The organism is Streptomyces sp. NBC_01142, from assembly GCF_026341125.1.
In the GTDB taxonomy this organism is placed as follows: Bacteria; Actinomycetota; Actinomycetes; order Streptomycetales; family Streptomycetaceae; genus Streptomyces.
Map to the genome: position 1 here is coordinate 660,699 of NZ_JAPEOR010000002.1, position 24,080 is coordinate 684,778.

The 24,080-nt window shown below is 72.1% G+C and carries 24 protein-coding genes and 1 pseudogene; 18 read left to right on the forward strand and 7 right to left on the reverse strand.

Going from position 1 to position 24,080, the window contains the following annotated elements:
- Positions 1 to 57 precede the first annotated feature (57 nt).
- The 4 genes from OG883_RS20425 to cobI are packed head-to-tail and all read left to right on the forward strand — an operon-like array spanning position 58 to position 4,785.
- Positions 58 to 2,064: a putative cobaltochelatase gene (locus OG883_RS20425; RefSeq protein ID WP_266542920.1), complete on the forward strand. Its 2,007-nt coding sequence runs from the start codon at positions 58 to 60 to the stop codon at positions 2,062 to 2,064.
- A complete protein-coding gene (gene cobO, locus OG883_RS20430; protein WP_266542922.1) occupies positions 2,064 to 2,663 on the forward strand; it encodes a cob(I)yrinic acid a,c-diamide adenosyltransferase in 600 nt (199 codons plus the stop codon). The genes OG883_RS20425 and cobO overlap by 1 nt, the downstream gene beginning before the upstream one ends.
- A complete protein-coding gene (locus OG883_RS20435) occupies positions 2,657 to 4,054 on the forward strand; it encodes a cobyrinate a,c-diamide synthase (RefSeq protein WP_266542924.1) in 1,398 nt (465 codons plus the stop codon). The genes cobO and OG883_RS20435 overlap by 7 nt, the downstream gene beginning before the upstream one ends.
- Entirely contained in the window at positions 4,051 to 4,785 is a 735-nt protein-coding gene (cobI, locus tag OG883_RS20440) for a precorrin-2 C(20)-methyltransferase (protein WP_266542926.1), read from the forward strand. Before OG883_RS20435 ends, cobI begins: the two co-directional genes overlap by 4 nt.
- Before the next feature lie 17 nt (positions 4,786 to 4,802).
- Here the strand turns inward: cobI and OG883_RS20445 are convergent, their stop codons facing one another.
- Positions 4,803 to 5,522 (reverse strand): ZIP family metal transporter, encoded by a 720-nt coding sequence (locus tag OG883_RS20445; protein ID WP_266542928.1) that lies wholly within the window; start codon positions 5,520 to 5,522, stop codon positions 4,803 to 4,805.
- 110 nt (positions 5,523 to 5,632) lie between these two features.
- Between OG883_RS20445 and cobM the strand changes: the two genes are divergently transcribed.
- Genes cobM through cobC form a run of 7 tightly spaced genes read left to right on the forward strand, consistent with a single transcriptional unit; the run spans position 5,633 to position 12,459 of the window.
- Positions 5,633 to 6,499 carry a precorrin-4 C(11)-methyltransferase gene (gene cobM / locus OG883_RS20450; protein ID WP_266542930.1) on the forward strand — a complete coding sequence of 289 codons (867 nt, stop codon included), beginning with the start codon at positions 5,633 to 5,635 and terminating at the stop codon, positions 6,497 to 6,499.
- Entirely contained in the window at positions 6,496 to 7,752 is a 1,257-nt protein-coding gene (gene cbiE / locus OG883_RS20455; RefSeq protein ID WP_266542932.1) for a precorrin-6y C5,15-methyltransferase (decarboxylating) subunit CbiE, read from the forward strand. The genes cobM and cbiE overlap by 4 nt, the downstream gene beginning before the upstream one ends.
- Entirely contained in the window at positions 7,749 to 9,443 is a 1,695-nt protein-coding gene (cobJ, locus tag OG883_RS20460; RefSeq protein WP_266542936.1) for a precorrin-3B C(17)-methyltransferase, read from the forward strand. Before cbiE ends, cobJ begins: the two co-directional genes overlap by 4 nt.
- A gap of 26 nt (positions 9,444 to 9,469) precedes the next feature.
- Positions 9,470 to 9,904, forward strand: coding sequence for a hypothetical protein (locus OG883_RS20465; RefSeq protein WP_266542938.1), 435 nt, complete (start codon positions 9,470 to 9,472; stop codon positions 9,902 to 9,904).
- Complete coding sequence (locus OG883_RS20470; RefSeq protein WP_266542940.1) at positions 9,901 to 10,485, forward strand: precorrin-8X methylmutase; 585 nt, start codon at positions 9,901 to 9,903, stop codon at positions 10,483 to 10,485. The genes OG883_RS20465 and OG883_RS20470 overlap by 4 nt, the downstream gene beginning before the upstream one ends.
- Positions 10,482 to 11,414 carry a sirohydrochlorin chelatase gene (locus OG883_RS20475; protein WP_266542941.1) on the forward strand — a complete coding sequence of 311 codons (933 nt, stop codon included), beginning with the start codon at positions 10,482 to 10,484 and terminating at the stop codon, positions 11,412 to 11,414. Before OG883_RS20470 ends, OG883_RS20475 begins: the two co-directional genes overlap by 4 nt.
- Complete coding sequence (gene cobC, locus OG883_RS20480) at positions 11,398 to 12,459, forward strand: Rv2231c family pyridoxal phosphate-dependent protein CobC (RefSeq protein ID WP_266542943.1); 1,062 nt, start codon at positions 11,398 to 11,400, stop codon at positions 12,457 to 12,459. The genes OG883_RS20475 and cobC overlap by 17 nt, the downstream gene beginning before the upstream one ends.
- 44 nt (positions 12,460 to 12,503) lie before the next feature.
- Here the strand turns inward: cobC and OG883_RS20485 are convergent, their stop codons facing one another.
- On the reverse strand, positions 12,504 to 13,457 hold the full coding sequence (locus OG883_RS20485) for an SCO1860 family LAETG-anchored protein (RefSeq protein WP_323180940.1): 954 nt from the start codon (positions 13,455 to 13,457) through the stop codon (positions 12,504 to 12,506).
- A gap of 436 nt (positions 13,458 to 13,893) precedes the next feature.
- Positions 13,894 to 14,979, reverse strand: coding sequence for an amidohydrolase family protein (locus OG883_RS20490; RefSeq protein ID WP_266542947.1), 1,086 nt, complete (start codon positions 14,977 to 14,979; stop codon positions 13,894 to 13,896).
- An 80-nt stretch (positions 14,980 to 15,059) separates the two neighbouring features.
- Here OG883_RS20490 and OG883_RS20495 point away from each other — a divergent pair, with 80 nt between their 5' ends.
- The 5 genes from OG883_RS20495 (at position 15,060) to thpD (ending at position 19,719) form a co-directional block, all read left to right on the forward strand.
- Positions 15,060 to 16,190 carry an alanine--glyoxylate aminotransferase family protein gene (locus OG883_RS20495; protein ID WP_266542949.1) on the forward strand — a complete coding sequence of 377 codons (1,131 nt, stop codon included), beginning with the start codon at positions 15,060 to 15,062 and terminating at the stop codon, positions 16,188 to 16,190.
- Between the two features lie 353 nt (positions 16,191 to 16,543).
- Positions 16,544 to 17,077 (forward strand): diaminobutyrate acetyltransferase, encoded by a 534-nt coding sequence (gene ectA / locus OG883_RS20500; protein ID WP_266542951.1) that lies wholly within the window; start codon positions 16,544 to 16,546, stop codon positions 17,075 to 17,077.
- A gap of 25 nt (positions 17,078 to 17,102) precedes the next feature.
- On the forward strand, positions 17,103 to 18,371 hold the full coding sequence (gene ectB / locus OG883_RS20505) for a diaminobutyrate--2-oxoglutarate transaminase (protein ID WP_266542952.1): 1,269 nt from the start codon (positions 17,103 to 17,105) through the stop codon (positions 18,369 to 18,371).
- Positions 18,372 to 18,421: 50 nt separating this feature from the next.
- Complete coding sequence (locus OG883_RS20510) at positions 18,422 to 18,820, forward strand: ectoine synthase (protein WP_266542954.1); 399 nt, start codon at positions 18,422 to 18,424, stop codon at positions 18,818 to 18,820.
- A gap of 2 nt (positions 18,821 to 18,822) precedes the next feature.
- Complete coding sequence (gene thpD, locus OG883_RS20515; protein WP_266542956.1) at positions 18,823 to 19,719, forward strand: ectoine hydroxylase; 897 nt, start codon at positions 18,823 to 18,825, stop codon at positions 19,717 to 19,719.
- Positions 19,720 to 19,787: 68 nt separating this feature from the next.
- Here thpD and OG883_RS20520 read toward each other — a convergent pair whose 3' ends face one another.
- Both OG883_RS20520 and OG883_RS20525 read right to left on the reverse strand, forming a co-directional pair.
- Complete coding sequence (locus OG883_RS20520; RefSeq protein WP_266542958.1) at positions 19,788 to 20,834, reverse strand: aminotransferase class V-fold PLP-dependent enzyme; 1,047 nt, start codon at positions 20,832 to 20,834, stop codon at positions 19,788 to 19,790.
- Positions 20,835 to 20,927: 93 nt separating this feature from the next.
- On the reverse strand, positions 20,928 to 21,635 hold the full coding sequence (locus OG883_RS20525; RefSeq protein ID WP_266549257.1) for a DsbA family oxidoreductase: 708 nt from the start codon (positions 21,633 to 21,635) through the stop codon (positions 20,928 to 20,930).
- Positions 21,636 to 21,936: 301 nt separating this feature from the next.
- On the opposite strand from OG883_RS20525, the gene OG883_RS20530 reads away from it, so the two are divergent.
- Positions 21,937 to 22,788, forward strand: a complete 852-nt coding sequence (locus OG883_RS20530) for an SAM-dependent methyltransferase (protein WP_266542960.1) — start codon at positions 21,937 to 21,939, stop codon at positions 22,786 to 22,788.
- A 20-nt stretch (positions 22,789 to 22,808) separates the two neighbouring features.
- Here the strand turns inward: OG883_RS20530 and OG883_RS20535 are convergent.
- Positions 22,809 to 23,018, reverse strand: a pseudogene (locus OG883_RS20535) (helix-turn-helix domain-containing protein); the annotation flags it as partial.
- Positions 23,019 to 23,031: 13 nt separating this feature from the next.
- Between OG883_RS20535 and OG883_RS20540 the strand changes: the two are divergent.
- Positions 23,032 to 23,433: an MFS transporter gene (locus tag OG883_RS20540; protein ID WP_323180941.1), complete on the forward strand. Its 402-nt coding sequence runs from the start codon at positions 23,032 to 23,034 to the stop codon at positions 23,431 to 23,433.
- Positions 23,434 to 23,465: 32 nt separating this feature from the next.
- Here OG883_RS20540 and OG883_RS20545 read toward each other — a convergent pair whose 3' ends face one another.
- Complete coding sequence (locus OG883_RS20545) at positions 23,466 to 24,080, reverse strand: DUF1349 domain-containing protein (RefSeq protein ID WP_266542962.1); 615 nt, start codon at positions 24,078 to 24,080, stop codon at positions 23,466 to 23,468.

Sequence of the window (24,080 nt, forward strand, 5' to 3'; positions counted from 1 at the left end):
CTCCGCCCCGGACCCCGGTCCCCGAATGCCGGACAGGCTTGATGTGGAGGCTTCTTCGTGAGTACGCCCTACCCGTTCACCGCGATCGTCGGCATGGACGACCTGCGGCTCGGGCTGCTGCTGAACGCCGTCTCGCCCGCCGTGGGCGGTGTGCTCGTGCGCGGTGAGAAGGGGACCGCCAAGTCGACCGCCGTACGGGCCCTTTCGTCGCTGCTGCCCGACGTCGGCGTCGTCGCCGGCTGCCGGTTCTCGTGCGACCCCGTGTCGCCCGACCCGGCGTGTCCCGACGGGCCGCACGAGGCCGGGGGCGGCACGGCGCGGCCGGCGCGGATGGTCGAGCTGCCCGTCGGCGCGTCCGAGGACCGGCTCGTGGGGGCGCTGGACATCGAGCGGGCACTGGCGGAGGGCGTGAAGGCCTTCGAGCCCGGTCTGCTCGCCGACGCGCACCGCGGGATTCTGTATGTGGACGAGGTCAACCTCCTTCACGACCATCTCGTCGACCTGCTGCTGGACGCGGCCGCGATGGGCGCGTCGTACGTCGAGCGTGAAGGCGTCTCCGTACGGCACGCCGCACGTTTTCTGCTCGTCGGGACGATGAACCCCGAAGAGGGCGAGCTGCGGCCGCAGCTGCTGGACCGCTTCGGGCTGACCGTCGAGGTCGCCGCGTCGCGCGAGCCCGACCAGCGGGTCGAGGTGGTGCGGCGGCGGCTCGCGTACGACGACGATCCCGCCGCTTTCGCCGCCCGGTGGGAGGGCGAGGAGTCCGCGCTGCGGGCCCGGATAGTGGCCGCGCGGGCTCTGCTGCCCCAAGTCCGGCTCGGGGACGGGGCGTTGCGGCAGATCGCCGCGACCTGCGCGGCCTTCGAGGTGGACGGTATGCGGGCCGACATCGTGATGGCGCGTACGGCGACGGCGCTGGCCGCGTGGGCGGGGCGTACGGACGTGATCGCCGAGGACGTACGGCAGGCCGCTCTGCTGGCGCTTCCGCACCGGCGGCGGCGCAATCCCTTCGACGCGCCCGGTCTCGACGAGGACAAGCTCGACGACACGCTGCAGGAGTTCGGGGACGACGATCCTGAGCCTGATCCGGACGGTCCGGGCGGGGGCGGTGGGCAGCCGCCGCCCGACGGTCCCGACACGCCGCCGCAGGGCGATGCCGGGCAGGGCGACGCGCCCGCTCAGCCGCAGGAGTCTCAGGGCGGGGAGCCGCAGCCGGCCGGCGGCGCCGAGCAGGCTCCCGTACGGGCCGCGGAGCCGTTCCGTACGAAGATGCTGAGCGTGCCCGGCCTCGGTGAGGGCGCGTCCGGGCGGAGGTCCCGGGCGCGGACGGACCACGGCCGGACGACCGGTGCGCGCCGGCCCCGGGGGGCGCTCACCAAGCTGCACTTGGCGGCGACCGTGCAGGCCGCGGCCCCGCACCAGCGGGCGCGCGGGCGCAGCGGCCGGGGTCTGGTGGTGCGCAGGGACGATCTGCGGCAGGCGACCCGTGAGGGGCGCGAGGGGAACCTCGTGCTCTTCGTCGTGGACGCGTCGGGGTCGATGGCGGCCCGGCAGCGGATGAGCGCGGTCAAGGGCGCGGTTCTCTCGCTGCTGCTCGACGCCTACCAGCGGCGCGACAAGGTCGGGCTGATCACCTTCCGCGGGAAGGACGCGGAGGTGGTGCTGCCACCGACCTCGTCGGTGGACGCGGCCGCCGCCCGGCTGGAGTCGCTGCCGACGGGCGGTCGTACGCCGCTGGCGGCCGGGCTGCTCAAGGCACATGACGTACTGCGTGTGGAGCGGCTGCGCGATCCTTCGCGCCGCCCGCTGCTGGTCGTGGTGACGGACGGCCGGGCGACGGGCGGCGTCGATCCGGTGGCGCTGGCGACGCGGTCCGCGCGGCTGCATTCCGTCGAAGGGACGGCCTCGATCGTGGTGGACTGCGAGTCCGGGCCGGTGCGGCTGGGGCTGGCCACTACGCTCGCGGGCGACCTCAGCGGCACCGCCGTCACCCTCGACGAGCTGCGTGCCGACTCGATCGCCGGGCTCGTCAAGGACGTTCAAGCAGCCAGGAGGGCCGCGTAATGCCGCAGGGACAGCCGTCCGTCGTACCGGACGACGGACTCACCACCCGCCAGCGCCGCAACCGGCCGCTCGTCGTCGTCCACACGGGCATCGGCAAGGGCAAGTCGACGGCCGCGTTCGGGCTGGCGCTGCGCGCCTGGAACCAGGGGTGGCCCATCGGGGTGTTCCAGTTCGTGAAGTCCGCGAAGTGGAAGGTCGGCGAGGAGAACGCGCTGAAGGTCCTGGGGGCTTCCGGCGAGGGCGGTCCGGTCGACTGGCACAAGATGGGCGAGGGCTGGTCGTGGGTGCAGCGCGACAAGCAGCTCAACAACGAGGAGGCGGCGCGCGAGGGCTGGGAGCAGGTCAAGCGAGACCTGACTGCCGAGACGTACCAGATGTATGTGCTGGACGAGTTCGCGTACCCGATGCACTGGGGGTGGGTGGACACGGCCGAGGTGATCCAGGTGCTGCGTGACCGGCCGGGCAACCAGCATGTGGTGATCACCGGCCGTAACGCTCCGGCGGAACTGGTGGACTTCGCCGATCTGGTGACCGACATGTCCAAGGTCAAGCACCCGATGGACGCCGGCCAGAAGGGGCAGCGGGGCATCGAGTGGTAGCACGTCTCGTCATCGCCGCGCCGTCGTCCGGCAGCGGCAAGACCACCGTCGCGACGGGCCTGATGGCGGCCTTCGTCGCGGCGGGCCTCGCCGTGTCCCCGCACAAGGTCGGACCCGACTACATCGACCCGGGGTATCACACGCTCGCCACCGGGCGTCCGGGGCGGAACCTGGACGCCTTTCTGTGCGGTACGGAACTGATCGCGCCGCTGTTCGCCCACGGCGCGGCGGGGTGCGACGTGGCCGTGGTCGAGGGCGTCATGGGGCTGTACGACGGCGCTGCGGGGGCGGGTGAGCTGGCCTCCACGGCGCAGGTCGCGAAGCTGCTGCGGGCGCCGGTGGTGCTGGTGGTGGACGCGTCGTCGCAGTCGCGGTCGGTGGCGGCGCTGGTGCACGGTTTCGCGTCATGGGATCCGCAGGTGCGGATCGGGGGCGTGATTTTGAACAAGGTGGGTTCCGACCGGCACGAGGAGCTGCTGCGGGAGGCGCTGGAGGAGTCGGGGGTGCCGGTGCTGGGCGTGCTGCGGCGGGCGGCTCCTGTCGAGACGCCGTCGCGGCATCTGGGTCTTGTGCCGGTCGCCGAGCGGCGGGCGGACGCGGTGGCGTCCGTGGCGGCGATGGCCGCGCAGGTGCGCGGGGGCTGCGACCTGGAGGCGCTGCTGGCGCTGGCGCGGAGCGCGCCCGGGTTGCCCGATGCTGCCTGGAACCCGCTCGGCTCGGCCCCGGACCCCGCGTCCCCGTCGCCGGCGGTGCAGGAGTTTTCCGCCAGTGGGGCGGGAAACCCCCGCAGGCGGCCCGTCGTCGCCGTCGCCGGCGGGGCCGCGTTCACGTTCTCGTACGCCGAGCACGGCGAGCTGCTCACGGCCGCCGGCGCGGATGTCGTCACCTTCGACCCGCTCCGGGACGAGCAGCTCCCGGACGGGACGAGCGGGCTCGTCATAGGCGGCGGGTTCCCGGAGGTCTACGCCCCGGAGCTGTCCGCCAACGAGGCGTTGCGCAAGGGCGTCGCCGACCTGGCGCACTCCGGCGCGCCCGTCGCCGCCGAGTGCGCCGGGCTGCTCTATCTCTCGCGTGCCCTGGACGGACTGCCGATGTGCGGTGTCCTGGATGCCGAGGCACGGATGTCGGAGCGGCTGACGCTGGGGTACCGGGAGGCCGTCGCGGTGAGCGACAGTGTGCTGGCCGCGGCCGGGACACGGCTGAACGGGCACGAGTTCCACCGGACGGTCGTCGAGCCTGTCGCAGGACCCGCGCCCGCGTGGGGCATGCACCGGCCGGAGCGCCGCGTGGAGGGATACGTACAACAGGGCGTGCATGCGAGCTATCTGCATACGCACTGGGCTTCGCAGCCCGGCACGGCCCGCAGGTTCGTCGAGAGGTGTGGAGCATGAGCGGCAGCAGGCTGATCGGCGTCGGAGTGGGGCCCGGCGACCCGGAGTTGGTGACCGTGAAGGGCGTACGCGCGCTTCAGGAGGCCGACGTCGTCGTCGTGCCCGTGATGGACAGTGGTGAGCGCGGGCGAGCCGAGGCGACCGTGCTGCACTACGTGGGCGCGGAGAAGGTCGTACGCGTCGTCTTCGCGCTGAACGAGCGCACCGACCGGGCCCGCCGCGAGGCCGCCTGGGACGCCGCGGGGGAGCGGGTGGCCGCGCTGCTGCGGGAGCACTCCGCCGTCGCCTTCGCGACGATCGGCGACCCCAACGTGTACTCGACGTTCACCTACCTCGCGCAGACCGTCGAGGAACTGGTCCCGGGAACGGCCGTGGAGACGGTGCCCGGCATCACCGCCATGCAGGATCTGGCGGCCCGCAGCGGCGCCGTACTCACCGAGGGCACCGAGCCGCTGACCCTGGTGCCGGTGACCGCCGGGTCGGCCGTGCTCAAGGAGGCCCTGGACGGGCCGGGGACGGTGGTCGCGTACAAGTTCGGGCGGCTGGCCGCGGAGGTGGCCACCGCGCTGCGCGAGACGGGGCGTACCGAGGGCGCGGTGTGGGGGTCGGCGCTCGGGCTGCCCGAGGAGTCGATCCGTCCGGCCGCGGACCTGGCAGAGGGCACCCTGCCGTATCTGTCGACGCTGATCGCCCCGGCGCCCCGCGACGGCGGCCGCGGGGGCAAGCTGTGACCTCCCTGCGTGCCTCCTCACTCGGCGAGGCCCACCACCAGCCAGATGAAGCCCACTCCCCCCGCGGTGCACAGCAGGGTGGAGCGGGCCGGGTGGTCGTGGTGCGCCTCGGGGAGGATCTCGGCGGCGGCGAGATAGAGCAGGGCACCGCCGAAGAACCCGAGATAGCTGCCGAGGAACTCCTCCGGCATGGTGAACAGCCGAGTGGACGCGGCGCCGGCGACGGGCGCGAGCGCGGCAGCGACGAGCATCACGGTCGCCTTCCTGCGGGTGTTCCCGTACAGGCTGGTGAGCGTGTACGTGTTGAAGCCGTCGGCGAAGTCGTGGGTGATGACGGCGAGCGCCACGGTCGCGCCCATGCCGCCGCCCACCTGGAAGGCCGCGCCGATCGCGATGCCGTCCATCAGGCTGTGGCCGACCATCGCCGCGGCCGCCGTCAGTCCCACCTGGGGCAGCCTCCCATCGGCGCCGTGCGCCGCCCGACGGCCGGCCGACAGCCGCTCCACCAGGTGCGCCGCGAGGAAGCCGCCGACGAACAACAGCAGCCCCTGCGGCACCCCGAACACCTTGTTGCCCGCCGCCTCCAGGGCTTCGGGCAGCAGGTCCAGTCCGACCACCCCGAGCATCAGCCCGCCCGCGAGGCCCAGCACGAGGTGCCGGCGGTCGGTGACGCGTTGCGCCGTCCAGCCGCCGAACAGCGTCATCGAGAACGCGCCGAGCGCGACAAGCACCGCCATGCGCCCTTGCTAGCGGATTGAACCGCTGCTTGGCACGTTCGAGATCCAGATCCCACCCGAATGACACGAACGACTCGCGTCACCCGCTTCACCCGAGAGGACTCCCGCTCATGGCCGATGCCGCCACCCACGGCAAGGTGACCTTCGTCGGCGCCGGTCCCGGCGCCGCCGATCTGCTGACGTTCCGGGCCGCGCGAGCCATCGCCGACGCCGACATCGTCATCTGGGCGGCGAGCCTGGTGCAGGCCGCTGTCCTCGACCACGCCCGCGAGGGCGCCGAGATCCTCGACTCGGCGGCGATGTCGCTGGAGGACGTCGTCGCCGTGTACGAGCGGGCGCGCGCGGAGGATCTGAAAGTCGCCAGGATCCACTCCGGCGACCCCGCCCTGTGGGGCGGCACGCAGGAACAGCTCGACCGGTGCGTGGAGCTGGGCGTGGCGGTCGAGATCGTGCCGGGGGTCTCCTCGTTCTCCGCGGTCGCCGCGCTCGTGCACCGCGAGCTGACGATCCCGGAGGTCGCGCAGTCCGTGATCCTGACCCGGCTGGGCGGCGGCAAGACGCCGATGCCGCCGGGCGAGGAGGTACGGGAGTTCGCGCGGCACGGCACGACGATGGCGCTGTTCCTGTCCGCGGCACGCTCGGGCCAGTTGACGCAGGAGCTGCTGGAGGGCGGCTATCCGACGGCTACGCCGGTGGTCATCGCGTACCAGGCGACCTGGCCGGAGGAGCTGATCCTGCGCTGCACGATCGGCACCCTGGAGGAGACCGTCAAGGAGCACAAGCTCTGGAAGCACACGCTCTTCCTGGTGGGCCCGGCGCTGGCGGCGTCGGGGACGCGGTCGCACCTGTACCACCCGGGGCACTTCCACGGCTTCCGCAAGGCCGATCCGGCCGCCCGCAAGGCGCTGCGCGCGCAGGGCGCTCAAGCTGCTCCGGACGCTCAGGCTGCTCCGGACAGTCAGGGCGCGACCCCGTGATCACGGTCATCGGTACGGGGACGGGGGCTCCCCTGTCCGTACGCGACGGTGAGGCGCTGGCCGCGGCCACGCTCGTGGTGGGTGCCCGGCGGCATCTGGCGGCTGCCGAGCTCCCGGTCGACGCGCAGCAGGTGGTGCTCGGGCCGCTCGCGCCCGCGCTCGACGTGATCGACAAGGAGCGGGCGGACGGCGCGGCGCAGGTGGTCGTGCTCGCCTCGGGCGACCCCGGATTCTTCGGGATCGTACGGTCGCTGGCCGAGCGTTTCGGCGCGGACGCGCTGGATGTACGGCCGGGGGTGCCGTCGGTGGCGGTCGCCTTCGCCCGGATCGGACTGCCGTGGGACGACGCGGTCGTCGTCAGCGCGCACGGCCGTGATCTGCGGACCGCGGTCAATGTGTGCCGGGCGCATCCCAAGACGGCTGTGCTGACCGGTCCCGGCGCGGGCCCCGCGGAGCTCGGCGCCGAGCTGGCGTACCGGGCCGCGGAGCGGACGCTGGTGGTGGCGACGGCGCTCGGCGACCCCGAGCACGAGCGCATCGAGCGGATGACGCCCGCCCAGGCGGCGGCGCGCGAGTGGGACGCCGTGAGCGTGGTGATCTGCCTCGACGAGCGGCGGGCGCTGTCCCCGGCGCAGAAGACAGTGGCCGGCGCACGGCCGGGTCCGGACCGATGGGCCCTGGACGAGGCCGAGTTCGAGCACCGCGATTCGATGATCACCAAGTTCGAGGTGCGGGCGCTGGCGCTGGCACGGCTCGGTCCGCGCATGGGTGACTTCGTGTGGGACATCGGCGCCGGGTCCGGTTCGGTGGCCGTGGAGTGCGCGCGGTTCGGGGCGGCCGTGGCAGCCGTGGAGAAGACGGCCGACGGCGTCGAGCGGATCCGCGCGAACGCGGCTGCGCACGGGGTGGACGTACGGGCCGTGCACGGCGCGGCGCCGACGGTGCTGTCGCATCTGGCGGACCCGGACGCGGTGTTCATCGGCGGTGGGGGTGCGGATCTGCCCGCGATCGTCTCGGTGTGCGCGCGGCGTGCGCGGCGCACGGTGGTGGTCGCGCTGGCGGCGCTGGACCGGGTGCCCGCGGTGCGGGAGGCACTTTCCCAGGCGGGTCTGGTGTCCGAGGGCGTGCTGCTGCACTCGTCGCGGCTGGCCCCGCTGCCCGGGGACGTGACGCGGCTGGCGGCCGCCAACCCTGTCTTCCTGCTGTGGGGCGACCGCCCCGCGGATTCGGTGAATGAAGGAGCGACTCAGTGATCGGCCTGATCTCCGCCACGGCGGCGGGCGCCGCGGCTCGCGACCGGCTGGCCTCGGCCTGGCCCGGCCGCACCCGGGTGTACGACGGCCCGGTGCGCCAGTCGGTGGAGCGCGCGTTCGCGGAGTGCGAGCAGCTGGTGTGCTTCCTGGCGACGGGTGCGGTGGTGCGGCTGGTCGCCCCGCTGCTGGCGGGCAAGACGACGGACCCGGGTGTGGTGTGCGTGGACGAGGGGCAGCGGTACGCGGTCTCCTTGCTGGGCGGTCACGGCGGCGGCGCGAACGAACTGGCGGCCGAGGTCGCGGACGTACTGGGCTGCGCCCCGGTGGTGACGACGGCGACCGACGCGACGGACGTCCCGGGCCTGGACACGCTGGGATGGCCGGTGGAGGGCGCGGTCGCGGCGGTGACGCGGTCGCTGCTGGACGGCGAGCGGGTGACGCTGCGTTCGGACGGGGTGTGGCCGCTGCCGCCGCTGCCGGGGAACGTGGTCCGGGGGGATGCGGATGGCGGCGCCGTTCTGCAGGTCACCGACCGGATCGTCGAACTCGGGCCGTACGACGCCGTGCTGCGGCCGCCGTCGCTCGTCGTCGGGGTCGGGGCGTCCAAGGGCGCTCCGGTCGAGGAAGTCCTCGGGCTCGTGGACGAGGCCCTGCGGGAGGCCGGCCTCTCGGCGCGCAGCGTCGTGGAGCTGGCCACCGTGGACGCGAAGGCGGAGGAGCCCGGAATCGTCGCGGCCGCCGAGCGGCTCGGGGTGCCCCTGGTGACGTACGCCGCCGAGCAGCTGGCCGCGATCGAGGTGCCGAACCCGTCCGGCGCGCCGCTGGCCGCCGTGGGCACGCCGTCCGTCGCGGAGGCCGCCGCGCTCGCGGACGGGGGCGAACTCCTGGTGCCGAAGCGGAAGTCGAGCCCCGAGGGGCGGGCCGCCATGGCGACGTGCGCGGTGGTGCGCAGGTCGGCACGTGGACGGCTGGCCGTGGTCGGGCTCGGCCCCGGGGCACGCGATCTGGTCACCCCGCGCGCGGTGGAGGAACTGCGCCGCGCCTCCGTGCTGGTCGGCCTTGATCAGTACGTCGACCAGATCCGTGATCTGCTCAGGCCCGGCACGCGGGTGATCGAGTCCGGTCTCGGGGCCGAGGAGGAGCGGGCCCGTACCGCCGTCGCCGAGGCCCGCGCGGGGCATGCCGTCGCGCTGATCGGCAGCGGTGACGCGGGCGTGTACGCGATGGCGTCCCCCGCCCTCGCCGAGGCGGCCGACGACATCGACGTGGTGGGGGTGCCCGGCGTGACCGCAGCGCTCGCCGCCGCCGCGATCCTGGGCGCGCCGCTCGGGCACGACCATGTCTCGATCAGCCTGTCCGATCTGCACACGCCGTGGGAGGTCATCGAGCGCCGGGTGCGCGCCGCGGCGGAGGCCGACATCGTGGTGACGTTCTACAACCCGCGCAGTCGCGGCCGCGACTGGCAGCTCCCGAAGGCACTGTCGATCCTGGCCGGGCACCGGGAGCCGGCGACGCCGGTGGGTGTCGTACGCAACGCGTCGCGCGGGGACGAATCCAGCCGCCTGACCACACTCGCCGGACTGGATCCGGCGACGGTGGACATGATGACGGTCGTGACGGTCGGCAACACGGCCACGCGCGAGATCGCGGGCCGCATGGTGACGCCACGCGGCTACCGGTGGCAGTCGTGAGGGCCGCGTGCGCCACGCGGCTACCGGTGGCAGTCGTGACGGCCGCCTGCGCCACGCCCGCGCTGGGGGATGTGTGGGGCGGCGCCCGCGGGAAGCCACGCCGCGTCTCCGAGTCGCGGCCCCGCGCCGACGCGGACCAGCGCTGCATGCCCACCGCGTCCACCCGCCGCGCCGAGGCCGGTAGGCCGTCGCCGCAGAGGGAGGCAGCATCCGCCCGGGCGGACCTGTACCGCGCGCCCGCGCCGCCCTGCGGCTGCGACAAGGCCGGGCGGTCCACTGCCGACGAGTCCGCCGCATCCCTGCGGCGCGGATCCGACAGCCCTGCGTGGCCCTCGGCGAAGACCAGGACGCCAACCGCCCGAGCGCACGCGGGCCGCGCCCCCGCGCCGATCCCGGGCAGCACCGGGGCAGCCGGCCCCGTCCCCCGAACCGCCCGTCGTCACTCCGGAGTCGCCTCGTGAGCCGCGTCGTTCACCCCATCGAGCAGGAGTCCTTCCGGCGGCTCCGCTCCCGGCTCGACACCAGCGGGTTTCCGCCGCTGACACGGGCCGTCGTGGAGCGGGTCATCCATTCCGCCGCCGACCTCGAGTACGCCACCGATCTGGTCTGCGACGAGGACTCCCTCGTTGCCGCGCACGCCGCGCTGCACGCCGGTGCTCCGGTCGTCGCCGATGTCGAGATGGTCGCCGCGGGGATCACCCGGCGCGAGACGGTCTGCCGGCTCAAGGACGCCGGGTCCGGCCCGGGGCTGACCCGTTCCGCCCATGCGATCCGGCTCGCGTACGAGCAGGTGGGGCCCGGTGCGATCTGGGTGATCGGCTGCGCTCCCACCGCGCTCGAGGAGCTCCTCGTCCTGGACGCCGCGCCCGCACTCGTGATCGGCCTGCCCGTCGGGTTCGTCGGCGCGGCCGAGTCCAAGGCCGCGCTGCGTGCGAGCGGGCTGCCGGCCGTCAGCAATGTTTCGGAGAAGGGCGGTTCGGCGGTCGCCGCTGCCGCACTCAACGCCCTGCTGTACCACCCCCACATCAAGGAGACCGCGTGACCACCCCGCCCGCACTGCTGATCGCCGGCCACGGCACCCGTGACGAAGCGGGGGCCGAGGCCTTCCGCGACTTCGTACGGGAGCTGGGGCGCCGCCACCCCGAACTCCCCGTCGCGGGTGGCTTCATCGAGCTGTCCCCGCCCCCTCTCGGCGAAGCCGTCACCGAGCTGGTGGAGCAGGGTGTGAAACGCTTCGCCGCCGTGCCGCTGATGCTGGTCTCCGCAGGGCACGCCAAGGGCGACATCCCGGCGGCGCTGACCCGCGAGAAGGAGCGGCACCCCGGGATCTCGTACACCTACGGCCGCCCCCTCGGCCCGCACCCGTCGCTGCTCAAGGTGCTGGAGCGGCGGCTCGACGAGGCGCTCGGCACCACGTCCCGTACGCCCGAGGACCGCGCCGATGTGACCGTGCTCCTGGTGGGCCGCGGCTCGACCGACCCGGACGCCAACGCCGAGGTGCTCAAGGCGGCCCGGCTGCTGTGGGAGGGGCGGGGTTACGCGGGTGTGGAGACGGCGTTCGTGTCGCTCGCGGCTCCCGACGTGCCCAGCGGGCTCGACCGGTGCGTGAAGCTGGGCGCCCGCCGGATCGTCGTCCTGCCGTACTTCCTGTTCACCGGCATCCTGCCGGACCGCGTGCGCCGGCAGACGCAGGGATGGGCGGAGGCGCACCCCGAGGTGGACGTCCTCTCGGCCGATGTGATCGGCCCCACCGAGGAGTTGCTGGACCTGGTCATGGAACGGTACCGGGAGGCCGTCGCCGGCGACATCCGGATGAACTGCGACACCTGCGTGTACCGGATCGCGCTGCCCGGCTTCGAGGACAAGGTGGGGCTGCCTCAGCAGCCGCACTTCCACCCGGACGACGACGGGCACCACCACGGCCACGGGCACGGCCCTCACCACCACGGCAGCCATGCACACGCACACTGACCCACACGATCTGCGGCACCACGGTGATGCGGAGGTACGGGACGGGGCCGCGGGCCTGACCGATCTCGCGGTCAACGTCCGTACGGGCACTCCCCCGCCCTGGCTGCGCGAGCGCATCGCCCGCTCGCTGGCCGCCCTCGCCGCCTACCCGGACGGGCGGGCGGCGCGGGCGGCAGTCGCTGAGCGGCACGGGGTGCCGGTGGAGAGGGTGCTGCTGACGGCGGGGGCGGCGGAGGCGTTCGTCCTGCTCGCCCGCGCCCTGACGGTGCGTCACCCTCTGGTGGTGCACCCGCAGTTCACGGAGCCGGAGGCGGCCCTGCGGGACGCGGGACACAAGGTGGCGCGATTGCTGCTGCGGGAGCCGGACGGTTTCCGGCTCGATCCCGCGGCGGTCCCCGGCGCCGCGGATCTGGTGGTGGTCGGCAATCCGACCAACCCCACGTCCGTACTGCATCCGGCCGCCGACATCGCCGCACTGGCCCGTCCCGGGCGGCTGCTGGTGGTGGACGAGGCCTTCATGGACGCGGTGCCCGGCGAGCCGGAGGCGCTGGCGGGGCGGACCGACGTTCCGGGCCTGGTGGTACTGCGGAGCCTCACCAAGACCTGGGGTCTTGCGGGGCTGCGGATCGGCTATGTGCTCGCGGAGCCGGAGACGATCGCGGCGCTGGAGCGGGCCCAGGCACTGTGGCCGGTCTCGACGCCCGCGCTGGCCGCCGCCGAGGCGTGCATGGAGCCTGCCGCGCTCAAGGAGGCCGCGCAGGCCGCGCACCGGATCGCGGCGGACCGGGCCCATCTGCTGGCGGGGCTGGCGGAGTTCGAGGAGGTACGGGTGGTGGAGGCGGCCGAGGCCCCCTTCGTACTCGTCCACGTCCGGCGCGGCGCCGAGGTGCGCGAACGCCTGCGGGGTCTGGGCTTCGCGGCCCGGCGCGGCGATACGTTCCCGGGGCTCGGGCCGGGCTGGCTGCGTCTTGCCGTACGCGACCGGGCGACGACCAATCGTTTTCTGCAGGCGCTCGACCAGGCGCTGACCATGGTCGGCGACTGACACCCGGGCCCCTCCGGGCAGAAGTGGGGCCCGGGCGCTGCACGTCAGCTCCGGGCACGGGCGCGGGCCAGCACCATCGCGGCGCCGCCGAAGGCCAGCAGGACGACCGCGCCGCCGGCGATGTAGCGCGTCGTGGAGCTGCCGCCGGTCTTGGCGAGGTTCTCCTTGGCGGGCTCGGAGCCGGACTGCGCCTCGACACCGGGGCCGGCGGGGCTCTCCGCGGCGGGCGTCTCCTGCTCGACGGGGGCCTTGGGCGTCTCGGGAGATTCGCACGTCGCCTCGGCCAGGGTCACGGTACCGGCCACCTCGGCCACATTGAGCTCGAGCGGGTTCACCGAGACCTTGAGCTCGAGTGCGGTGGCGGCGGCCGTACGGGACGTGGTGCGCGTCTTCGACAGGTCGAGCGTCACCTCACCGACTCCCGGCGCCTCGACCCTGGTGGTGCCACCTGTGGTGAGCGTGACCTTCTTGCCGAGGACCCGCACCCGCCCGAGCAGATTCGACTCGGCCACCGGCTGCTTGCCCGCCTCGCAGACGGCCTTCGAGGTGACCTTCTCGACCTCGATCAGCGAGAGCAGTGGCAGTCCCGGCACATGCACCCTGGCGCGGGCGAGCCGGGCGAAGCCCTCGGCCCTGTGCCGGTCGGCGGTGGCCTTGGCGGTGGCCACGTCCGCCCGCAGCACCTGGAAGGGCCTGCCCCGGTCGACCCCGTCCAACTGCACTGCCAGCACGGTCTTCTCGGCGCTCGCGGGGGCCTGCACCTCGTTGAGCGTGGCTTTGAGGGGGACGTCGACGGTCTTGTCGACCAGGGACACATCGAGACCGGTACGCAGGACCGCCGCACTCGCCCGCCCGTCGCCACCGCCCCCGGTGGCGTGCGCCGGGGCGGCGAGGGCAACGACGGCCAGGGGGCATGCGAACAGCGCGGCGGCGGTCGTCGCGGCGGCGCAGCGATGTGCGCGGGTGCGTGCGGGCATGCGGAAGGTGTTGCTGTTCAAGGTGGTGGAACCCCCACGGGAGACACGGCGTCGCCGGCCGCCCCACGGGGACTCGTGGGCGGCGGCGACGGGAACACCGGAATCTTTACGCACTGAGAGTGAACCCACAGACACCTGACGTGAGTTCACTCCAACGTGGGGTTTCCGCGCTCATTTTCGATTCTTGAGGTACGGACGTTCCCCTGAACCGCCCCTGTCGCGGCGTACGGGCAGCGCGCCGGCCCACCTCGCGGGCTCGCGCGTGAAGTGCTTCAACGAGCGGCAGAACCCTCGCGTCACGCCGGGTCAACAGCTCAACACGCCTGTAGGTCAACACATCCAGTCAACACGTCAGGTCAACACGTCAGGTCAGCGGGTCCGGTCAGCGGGTCCGGAGGTCAGCAGGCCGACACAGCAGCGCGGCGCCGGGCCGGGCCGGCCGGCCGCGCCGCGCCGGTCAGCCGAGCACGCGGCCGTTCAGGATTACCCGCCGAGGCGCCGCCAGCGCCCTGACATCCGCCCGTGGATCGTCGTCGTAGACCACCAGATCCGCCGGTGCACCCTCCTCGAGCGCCGGACGCCCCAGCCACTCCCTCGCCCCCCAGGTCGTCGCCGACAGGGCCTGGACCGGCGGGATACCGGCCTTGACCAGCTCCGCCACCTCGGCCGCCACCAGTCCGTGGGCCAGCGAGCCGCCCGCGTCCGTGCCGACGAAGACCTTGATGCCGGCGTCGTACGCCGCACGCACGGTGTCGTAACGGCGCTCGTACAGCCGGCGCATATGGGCCGACCAGTCGGGGAACCTGGCCTCGCCGCCCGCCGCGAGGTCGGGGAACGTGGCGATGTTGACCAGCGTCGGGACGATAGCGACACCTCGCTCCGCGAAGAGCGGGATCGTGTCCTCGGTGAGCCCGGTGGCGTGCTCGATGCAGTCGATGCCCGCCTCGACCAGGTCACGCAGCGCGGCCTCGGCGAAGCAGTGCGCGGTCACCCGCGCGCCCAGCCGGTGCGCCTCGGCGATCGCCGCCTCCACTGCGCCGCGCGGCCAGCAGGCGGTCAGATCCCCCGCGTCACGGTCGATCCAGTCTCCGACGAGCTTGACCCAGCCGTCGCCGCGCCGCGCCTCCTGCGCGACGTAGGCGACCAGGTCCTCCGGCTCGATCTCGTGCGCGAAGTTACGGATGTAACGCCGGGTACGCGCGATATGACGGCCCGCCCTGATGATCTTCGGCAGATCCGCGCGGTCGTCTGTCCAGCGGGTATCGGCCGGCGATCCGGCGTCCCGGATGAGCAGTGTGCCCGCGTCCCGGTCGGTGAGCGCCTGCTTCTCGCTGGTCGCCTCGTCGACCGCGCCATGGTGGTCGAGCCCGACATGGCAGTGCGCGTCGACCAGGCCGGGCAGCGCCCAGCCGGTGACGCCGACCGCTTCGGCGCGCGGCCGGTCGTAGGTGATCCTGCCGTCCACCACCCACAGCTCGTCCCTCGCTTCCTCGGGACCGAGGAGCACCCGCCCCCTGATGTGCAGCACCGTGTGATCGCTCATGTCCAGCACTGTACGAGGCCCTGGGTACCCTCGGCCGGGCAGGCCGGACACCGGCAGAGACACGAAGAGAGAGCATCACTGTGACGCACCCCCTCCTCGACCTGGCCCCGCTGACCGCCGCGCACTTCGCGGCCGTCGAGCGCCGCGTGGCCGCGCTTCTCGACACCGAGCAGGACGTGGTGATCATGCAGGGCGAGGCGCTGCTTCCCCTTGAGGGCTGCATCCGCGGCGGCGCCCGGCCCGGCTCGACCGCACTGAACGTGATCACCGGCCCGTACGGGCAGACCTTCGGCAACTGGCTGCGCGACTGCGGGGCGAACGTCGTCGACCTCGAGGTCCCCTTCCACACCGCGGTGAGGGCGGCCCAGGTGGAACAGGCGCTGGCCGCGCACCCGGAGATCGACTTCGTCTCCCTGGTGCACGCCGAGGCGGCGACCGGGAACACCAATCCGGTCGCGGAGATCGGCAAGGTGGTCCGGGCGCACGGCGCGCTGTTCATGCTGGACGCGGTGGCGTCGGTGGGCGCCGAGCCGTTGCTGCCGGACGTCTGGGGCGTGGACCTGTGCGTCATCGGCGCGCAGAAGGCGATGGGCGGCCCGGCCGGGGTGTCCGCGGTGTCGGTCAGCGAGCGCGCCTGGGAGCGGTTCGCCGCCAACCCGGCCGCGCCCCGGCGTTCGTACCTCTCCCTCCTCGACTGGAAGGAGCGCTGGATCGACGGCGACCGCAAGGCGCTGCTGCACGCCCCCGCCCAGTTGGAGATGCTGGCCCTGGAGGCGTGCATGGAGCGCATCGAGGCGGAGGGTCTCGACACGTTGATGTCCCGCCACGCCTCGGCCGCGGCGGCCACGCGGGCGGGCGCGTCGGCGCTCGGCGGCGGCCTTGAGCCGTACGTCGACGAGGCGCGGGACGCGGCCCCGGTGGCCACAACGCTGCGTACCCCGGCCGGAGTCGACGCCTCCGAGCTGGTCGCGAAGGCGCTCGAGGCCGATCCGTCGCTGCCGCTGATCGCGGGCGGCGGGGCACTGGCCAAGGAGATGATCCGGGTCAATCACTACGGCGTGGACGCCACGCGGGGCACGGTCCAGTCCTCGCTCGCCGCGCTGGGCGCGGCACTCGCCGAGACGGGCGCGGCAGGGGCAGCGAGCGCGGCGGGCGCCTCGGTGGTGGATCTGGAGGCGGCCCGGCGGGCGGTCACCGAGGCCTGGCGCTGACAGCACCGCATCAAGCAGAATTCCCCCGGAACATAAATCGACGTTAAATCAAAGAATGCGGGAAGCTGCTTTTTATGGGCAGCTTCCCATATTCTTCTGCCCCCGTTCCCCGATCCTAAACACCAAGATTCCAACAAGATGGATCGACGTAATTCGGGCAGATCTCGAGGTGGTTACGGACCTGTGACCTACTCCACAGAGCTTCCGATATGCCCTTTAAATCCGGCACAAACCCACCCAAACAGCGCGCGAATCGGCCTGGCGCCCGCGCCCGCGCGATAACACAACGAGTCGCGTCACCCAACCCCTTCCCTCGATGCATTTTTTGAATTTGCTCGGTAAATTTCCTCGGCATGACCGCCGCACAGAAAGACCTTGTACGAGCCGCCCCCAGCGAATTCCTGGAGATAGACACCCCACGAGTGGAGGACGGAGCCGCGATCTGGCGCATCGCCCGCGACTCCAAGGTCCTGGACCTGAACTCCTCGTACAGCTATCTGCTGTGGTGTCGCGACTTCGCCGCCACCTCCGTGGTGGCGCGCGGTGCCGAGGGAGAGCCGATCGCCTTCGTCACCGGCTACATCCGTCCTGAGCGTCCGGAGGCACTGGTCGTCTGGCAGGTCGCCGTCGACCAGGAGCACCGCGGCCGGGGCCTGGCCGGCGTCCTGCTGGACGCCCTGACCGCCAAGGTCGCCGGCAGCCGTGGGGTCCGCGAGATCGAGACGACCATCACCCCGGACAACACCGCATCCGATCGCCTCTTCACCTCGTACGCGCAGCGCCACGGAGCACAGCTGGAGCGCGAAGTCCTCTTCGACGCAGGGCTGTTCCCCGAGGAAGCGCACCAGCCGGAAGTGCTGTACCGCATCAGCCCCCTCTCCGTCTGACCCCCCACACCCCCTGGAGACTGCTATGACCATCACCCCGCCCGCCCTGAGTGTCTTCGAGACCCTGGAGTCGGAGGTCCGCAGCTACTGCCGCAACTGGCCGGCCGTCTTCGACCGCGCCCAGGGCAGCTACCTCCACGACGAGGACGGACACACCTACCTCGACTTCTTCGTCGGCGCCGCGTCGCTCAACTACGGGCACAACAACCCGGTGCTGAAACGCGCACTGATCGACTACATCGAACGTGACGGCATCACCCAGGGCATGGACATGGCCACCACGGCCAAGCGTGCCTTCCTGGAGTCGTTCGAGAATGTGATCCTGCGGCCGCGCGACCTGCCGTACAAGGTCATGTTCCCCGGCCCGACCGGCGCCAACGCGATCGAGTCGGCGCTCAAGCTCGCCCGCAAGGTGAAGGGGCGCGAGTCCATCGTCTCGTTCACCAACGGCTTCCACGGCATGTCGCTCGGCGCGCTCGCCGTCACCGGCAACGCCTTCAAGCGGGCCGGCTCCGGCGTCCCGCTGGCGCACGCCACCTCGATGCCGTTCGACAACTACTTCGACGGCCAGGTACCCGACTTCCTGATGTTCGAGCGGATGCTCGAGGACCAGGGCTCCGGGCTGGACAAGCCCGCCGCCGTCATCGTCGAGACGGTGCAGGGCGAGGGCGGCATCAATGTTGCCCGCGCCGAGTGGCTGCGTGCGCTCCAGGACCTGTGCCACCGCCACGACATGCTGCTGATCGTCGACGACATCCAGATGGGCTGCGGGCGCACCGGCGGCTTCTTCTCCTTCGAGGAGGCCGGGATCACCCCGGACATCGTCCTGCTGTCGAAGTCCATCAGCGGCTACGGACTGCCCATGGCGCTCTGCCTGTTCAAGCCGGAGCTGGACATCTGGCAGCCGGGCGAGCACAACGGCACCTTCCGGGGCAACAACCCGGCCTTCGTCACCGCCACCGCCGCGCTCAACACCTACTGGGCCGACGGCCAGATGGAGAAGCAGACGCTTGCGCGCGGCGAGCAGATCGAGCGGGCGATGCTGGCCATCGTCGACGAGCTGGACGGGGCCGGCGTGAGCTTCCGGGGCCGCGGCCTGGTGTGGGGCATGGAGTTCGAGGACAAGGCGCGCGCCACGGCGATCTGCCACCGCGCCTTCGAACTGGGGCTGCTGCTGGAGACCTCCGGCCCGGAGAGCGAGGTGGTGAAGCTGCTTCCGGCGCTCACCGTCACCCCCGAGGAGCTGGACGAGGGCCTGCGCATTCTGGCCCGGTCCGTCCGCGAGACCGCCTGACGACCCGCACGCAACACACAGAACACGCAACACAGAAGGGCCCATCCACCGTGATCGTCCGATCGTTCAGTGACATCGAGAACACCGAGCGCCATGTGAAGGCCTCGTCCGGCACCTGGGAGAGCAAGCGCATCGTGCTCGCCAAGGAGAAGGTCGGCTTCTCGCTCCACGAGACCGTGCTCTACGCGGGTACGGAGACGTCGATGTGGTACGCGAACCACATCGAGGCCGTGCTCTGTGTGGAGGGTGAGGCCGAGCTCACCAACGACGAGACCGGCGAGACGCACTGGATCGAGCCCGGCACGATGTATCTGCTGGACGGCCATGAGCGCCACACCATGCGCCCCAAGACCGACTTCCGCTGTGTCTGCGTCTTCAACCCGCCCGTGACCGGACGGGAGGACCACGATGAGAACGGCGTCTACCCGCTGTTGACCGAGGAGGGCTGACCATGACCACCGCCGCTGTACGCACCGACCTCTACCCGACCCGTGGTGTGGGCGAAGTGACCACCCCGCGCCAGGACCCGGTCGTCTGGTCGGCACCGGGTGCGCCCGGGCCGATCGTCCCGTCCGACCTGACGGGCTTCGAGCGGGACGGCTTCCTCACCGTCGACCAGCTCATCGCACCGGAGGAAGTCGCCCTCTACCGCGGGGAGTTGGAGCGACTGATCACCGATCCCGAGGTACGGGCCGACGAACGCTCGATCATTGAGCCGAAGTCCCAGGACGTACGGTCGGTCTTCGAGGTGCACAGGCTCAGCGAGATCTTCGCCGGTCTGGTGCGCGACGAACGGGTGGTGGGCAGAGCCCGGCAGATCCTCGGTTCGGACGTGTACGTCCACCAGTCCCGCGTCAATGTGAAGCCGGGCTTCGGCGCCTCCGGCTTCTACTGGCACTCGGACTTCGAGACCTGGCACGCGGAGGACGGCCTGCCGAACATGCGCACCGTCTCGGTCTCGATCGCGCTGACCGAGAACCTGGACACCAACGGCGGCCTGATGATCATGCCCGGGTCGCACAAGACGTTCCTGGGCTGCGCGGGCGAGACACCGAGCGACAACTACAAGAAGTCGCTGCAGATGCAGGACGCCGGCATCCCGTCGGACGAGGCGCTGACGCGGTACGCCGACCGGCACGGCATCCGGCTCTTCACCGGGCAGGCCGGTTCGGCGACGTGGTTCGACTGCAACTGTATGCACGGCTCCGGGGACAACATCACCCCGTACGCGCGCAGCAATGTCTTCATCGTCTTCAACAGCGTGGAGAACGCGGCGGTGCAGCCTTTCGCGGCGCCGGTGCCGCGCCCGGAGTTCATCGGGGCGCGGGACTTCACTCCCGTGCGGTGACGGCACGGAAAGGGGGGCGGGGGCAGCCCGTGGTACACGGGCTGCCCCCGCCCCCCTTTCCGTCCTGGTCAGCCGGACAGGACGTCGAGGCACCGGTCCACATCGGCGGCGGAGTTGTAGAGGTGGAACGCGGCCCGCAGATGGCCTGCCCGTTCCGACACGACGACGCCCGCGCGGGCCAGCTCCGGGACACGGTGACCGAGCCCCGGCACGGCGACGATCGCGGACTCACCCGGCACCGGGTCGTGGCCCAGCCCGGCCACACCGTCCCTGAAGCGCCGGGCGAGCGCGGTGTCGTGGGCATGCACCGCGTCGATGCCGGTCTCCTCCAGCAGCGCCAGTGACTGCTGCGCCCCGTGGTACGAGAGGAACGCCGGAGGTTCGTCGAAACGGCGGGCGGAACGGGCGAGTTCCTCCACCGGCCCGTAGGTGGTCCCCCACAGCACCTCGGAGGCGAAGGTCCCGGCGTGGGCCGGCGGCACGGACACCTGGGCGTCCTCCGTCAGCGTGAGGAAGGAGACGCCGCGCGGGCAGAGCAGAAACTTGAAGCCACCGGTGACCGTGAAGTCCCAGGCGCCCGCGTCCAGCGGCAGCCAGCCGGCCGACTGACTGGCGTCGACGAGCGTACGGGCGCCGTGCGCGGCCGCCGCGGCGCGTACCGCCGGCAGATCGGCGATCCGCCCGTCGGCGGACTGCACGGAGGAGAAGGCCACCAGCGCGGTACCCGGGCGCACCGCTCCGGCGAGCCCCTCCAGCGGCACATAGCGCAGTTCGAGGTCGCCGCGCACGGTGAAGGGGGTGATGACCGATGCGTACTCGCCCTCCGGGAAGAGGACCTCCGCGCCGGGCGGCAGCGAGGCCGCGATCAGCCCGACATGCACCGAGACCGAACCGCCGACGGCCACCCGCTCCTCGTCCACGCCGACGAGGCGCGCGAAGGACTGCCGGGTGGCGGTCACGGCCGAGAAGTCACCCGCGCCGCCGGGCCGGCCCGCGGCGAGCTCCTCGGCAAGCGCCGTCACGGCCCCGACCGTCCGGCGCGGCAGCAGCCCGCAGGCGGCGGTGTTCAGATACGTCTTGTCCGGCGCGAACTCGGCGCCGCCCATGGTCTCCATGGGATCACCCTGCGGCCCCCTCAATCGCTGGTCAATCGCGAATCGTTCAGGGGAACCGTTCGGCAACACCCAAGGGCCGGCCCGGCCGGCCGGTCAGCTCTGCGGAACCTCGCACGAGCCGTCGGTGTCGCAGGCCGCGGCGTCCGTGCCGATCGGGGTGATCGCCCGGCCCTGCCATGCCTGCTCCAGCGCCTTGGTGAACAGCTCGGCCGGCTGTCCGCCCGAGACCCCGTAGCGGCGGTCGAGGACGAAGAACGGCACCCCGGTCGCCCCCAGCTCGGCGGCCTCGCGCTCGTCGGCCCGTACGTCGTCGGCGTACGCGTCCTCGTCGGCGAGGACCGCCCGGGCCTCGTCGGCCTCCAGACCGGCCTCGACCGCGAGGTCGACGAGGATCTCGGCGTCGAAGACGGACCGCTCCTCGGCGAAGTTCGCCCGGTAGGCGAGGTCCAGCAGCGCGTCCTGACGGCCGCGGGCCCTGGCCAGGTGCAGCAGCCGGTGAATGTCGAAGGTGCTGCCGTGATCACGCCCCTCGGTGCGGTAGCCGAGCCCCTCGGAGCGCGCGTTGGAGGCGACGTGCTCCTCCATGGACCGGGCTTCCTCGCGGGTACGTCCGTACTTCAGCGCCAGCATGTCGATCACCGGGGCGATGTCGCCCCTGGCCCTGTTCGGGTCGAGTTCGAAGGAGCGGTGCACCACCTCGACCTCGGCGCGGTGGGCGAACGCCGCGAGTCCCTTCTCGAAGCGTGCCTTCCCGATGTAGCACCAGGGACAGGCGATGTCGCTCCAGATCTCGACGCGCATGCTCATTCTCTCCAGGGTCGTACGGTGCCGGGGTACGGAGGTGTCCGCCGCTGCGATGTCAACGCGCTCCCGCCCCGGCTCATTCCGCCGCCGGCCGCACTGTGAGGCGCACCACCGGATCGTTCCCGGTGCGGCTTCGGACGGCATGCCCTGCTGCCGCTGCCGTCCGGCCGCCAAATTCCCTGACAGGACTGCGCGTTGAGGGATCGGCAACCACTCCGTCGGGACATGGATCAGAGGGTAGCCTCGCCACAACGGGCCCAATCCCCTGTGCCCTTGCCGGAGAAGCGGAGTGCGCGCTGTGGTCAGTGACAATCGGTCCGAAACGACCTCGATCCCCTACGACGTGCCCACCTCGGCACGCGCCTACGGCTGGATGCTGGGGGGTAAGGACAACTACGACGTCGACCGGAACTTCCTGCTCTCCACGCTGCCGGACTTCCCCGAGTGTGTGGACATCGCCCGGCAGAACCGTCAGTTCCTCTTCCGGGCCGTGCGCTATCTGGCGCAGGAGGCCGGCATCCGGCAGTTCATCGACATGGGCTGCGGGCTGCCGACCGACGACAATGTGCACCAGGTGGCCCAGAGGTTCGTGCCCGATGCCAGTGTGGTCTACGTCGACATCGACCCGATCGTTCTGGCGCACGGCCGGGCGCTGCTCGCCGACGACGCCACCACCGCGGTGATCACCGGCGACATGCGGGACCAGAAGGCGATTCTCGACCATCCCGACGTGGACCGTCTGATCGACTTCAGCCAGCCGGTGGCGGTGCTGTTCCTGTCGGTGGTGCACCACCTCAGCGACGCCGACGACCCCCGCCGGGTTCTTCGGACGATCTTCGACCAGGCGGCACCGGGCAGCTATCTGGGCCTGTCGCAGGTCGTCTGCGACGACCCGGCCTGGGGTGCGGAGATGACCGCGCACATCTCCGGGAGCGGCGTTCCGTGGCAGACCCGCACGCCGGCCGAGCTCGACGCCTTCCTGGACGGGCTGGAGCCGGTCGAGCCGGGACTGGTGAACCTGGTCGACTGGCGCCCCGACCCCGAGCAGCCTGCGCTGGCTCCGGTGCACGAGGCCCTGGCGCCCTACCTCGGCGCAACCGTGCTCAACAAGCGCATCTACGAGTACGGCGGGGTGCTCCGCAAGTCGTAGACCTGGCCGGCGTGCGCAGGTCAGCTCATGGTGGCGATCCGGCTGAAGGACGCACGGTACGCGCTGGGGGGCAGCCCGACGCGGCGCTGGATGTGCCGGCGCAGCGAGTCCGCCGTACCGAGGCCTCCGGCCCGCGCCACCTGGTCCATCGGCAAAGTGGTGGTCTCGAGCAGCTCGCGGGCGCGCTCGATGCGCTGGTGCAGCAGCCATTGCAGGGGGCTGCGGCCGGTCGTGGTGGTGAATGTGCTCTCCGGCAAGCTGGCGAACCGCTACGGGCCCCGGCTGCCCATGCTCCTGGGCCAGTTGGTCGCGGCCGCGGGTCTGCTGCTTCTGCTTCCGGTCAACGCGGACACTCCTCCGCTGTGGCTCGCACTGCTGCTGATTCCACTGGCCGTAGGGGTTGGCACCGCCCTGCCGCCCCTCACCGCGGCCATGCTGGAGGCGGTTCCGGCGGAGCGGGCGGGACTCGCGGCGGGCGTGCTCAACGCCGCCCGTCAGACGGCGAGCGGGCTGGGTGTGGCGGTGTTCGGCGCGCTGGTGGCCGACGGCTTCGCAGCCGGTATGCGCACAAGTCTGCTGATCAGCGCAGGGCTGCTGACGGCCACGGCACTGGCGACGCTGCTCCGGCTGCCGCGCCGGCAGTGACTGCCCACGGCACCTTCCACCCGGGGGGTTGGTCAGCTGCCGTCGCGCAGCCCTTCGGGCCAGCTCGGGCGGTACTCGATCCCGTCGAACGTCACCACGCACCCCTCGCCCACCGGCGACTGCCCCATGAAGCCGACGAGTGCGGCCCCGGCCTCCTCCTCGGTCCCCAGCGCGAAGATCCGTACGAAGGTCCACCGCTCGCCGTCCGTCGAGGCGTGGAAGGCGAAGGTCTTGCCGGTGCGGCTGATCCGCAGCCATGCGGTGTCGCCGTCGACCACGAAGGAATTGGCATCGTCGGAGTGACCTCGGGTGACGACCGTGCAGATGGTGGGCTTGTCCGGGGAGAGCTCCAGGCAGAGCTTGGCCCACTCCCGCTCACCGACGTGCAGATAGAGCAGCCCGGCGTCGAAGGCCGCGCCGAAGCCGACGGTGACCCGCGAGATGAGCTGGAAATCGCCCTCCGGCGCGCCGAGCAGGCGCGGCGCGTCGGAGGCGGGTTCCAGTGCCTCGCCCGCGGGTGGGACGAATCGGTCCTGCCGGGCTCCCGCCCAGCCGGTCAGTGTCCCCTTCTCGTACGTCCAGTGGGCCTCGGGGCCGTACGGACGCAGCGGGAAGGGCAGTTCGGGCAGGTTGATCGGGTCGGTCAC

Excerpts from the sequence above, each read along its gene's own strand:
- ectA (WP_266542951.1), top strand. The coding sequence starts at position 16,544 with ATGACCGCCGCACAGAAAGACCTTGTACGAGCCGCCCCCAGCGAATTC.
- cobI (WP_266542926.1), top strand. The coding sequence starts at position 4,051 with ATGAGCGGCAGCAGGCTGATCGGCGTCGGAGTGGGGCCCGGCGACCCG.
- ectB (WP_266542952.1), top strand. The coding sequence starts at position 17,103 with ATGACCATCACCCCGCCCGCCCTGAGTGTCTTCGAGACCCTGGAGTCG.
- OG883_RS20490 (WP_266542947.1), bottom strand. The coding sequence starts at position 14,979 with ATGAGCGATCACACGGTGCTGCACATCAGGGGGCGGGTGCTCCTCGGT.
- cobC (WP_266542943.1), top strand. The coding sequence starts at position 11,398 with ATGCACACGCACACTGACCCACACGATCTGCGGCACCACGGTGATGCG.
- OG883_RS20520 (WP_266542958.1), bottom strand. The coding sequence starts at position 20,834 with ATGGAGACCATGGGCGGCGCCGAGTTCGCGCCGGACAAGACGTATCTG.
- OG883_RS20445 (WP_266542928.1), bottom strand. The coding sequence starts at position 5,522 with ATGGCGGTGCTTGTCGCGCTCGGCGCGTTCTCGATGACGCTGTTCGGC.
- cobO (WP_266542922.1), top strand. The coding sequence starts at position 2,064 with ATGCCGCAGGGACAGCCGTCCGTCGTACCGGACGACGGACTCACCACC.
- thpD (WP_266542956.1), top strand. The coding sequence starts at position 18,823 with ATGACCACCGCCGCTGTACGCACCGACCTCTACCCGACCCGTGGTGTG.
- cobM (WP_266542930.1), top strand. The coding sequence starts at position 5,633 with ATGGCCGATGCCGCCACCCACGGCAAGGTGACCTTCGTCGGCGCCGGT.
- OG883_RS20525 (WP_266549257.1), bottom strand. The coding sequence starts at position 21,635 with ATGCGCGTCGAGATCTGGAGCGACATCGCCTGTCCCTGGTGCTACATC.